1 rRNA gene is annotated in these 518 nt (G+C 47.3%); it reads left to right on the forward strand.

The features are described 5' to 3' along the window. Nucleotides 1-2 precede the first annotated feature (2 nt). Nucleotides 3-120 (forward strand): 5S ribosomal RNA (rrf, locus tag MUB35_RS30415). Nucleotides 121-518: the final 398 nt, after the last annotated feature.

Here is a 518-nt window from a genome sequence, read left to right on the forward strand (position 1 = left end):
TTTCCGGTGGCGATACGCCCAGGGGACACACCCGTACCCATCCCGAACACGATGGTTAAGACCTGGGAGGCCGATGATACTATGCTGGAGACGGCATGGGAAAGCAGGTGGCTGCCGGAATCCCTTAAAAAAAGGCTGGGGAGAAAAAAGCCTAACAGATAGAACAGGCATCTGGGTATCAAGTATGGATGCTAACCCACACCAGCGGGGAAGCGCTGTTATGGATAACTGGTTTTACCAGTGATTCAAGCATAAAATGCTTTTTGTGTTTGAATGGCTGATAAAACATTTCAGCCGCATGTGATCAGATTCACATGAGCATGTACCTTGAAAACTGCATATACGAAACATCTAGAATACGTTAAACGTAAAGATAGAGACGAAAACGAGGCGCTGTAGAGATACAGCGAATTGAGAAACAAAAACCAAGCAACAACCCAAGCCGTCAGGTACCAACGCTATGGTATCTGGTAAGGCCAAGCAAGAAAGAGCGCAGGGTGGATGCCTTGGCACTAAGA

The organism is Blautia sp. NSJ-175, assembly GCF_022867815.1.
GTDB lineage: Bacteria > Bacillota > Clostridia > Lachnospirales > Lachnospiraceae > Blautia > Blautia celeris.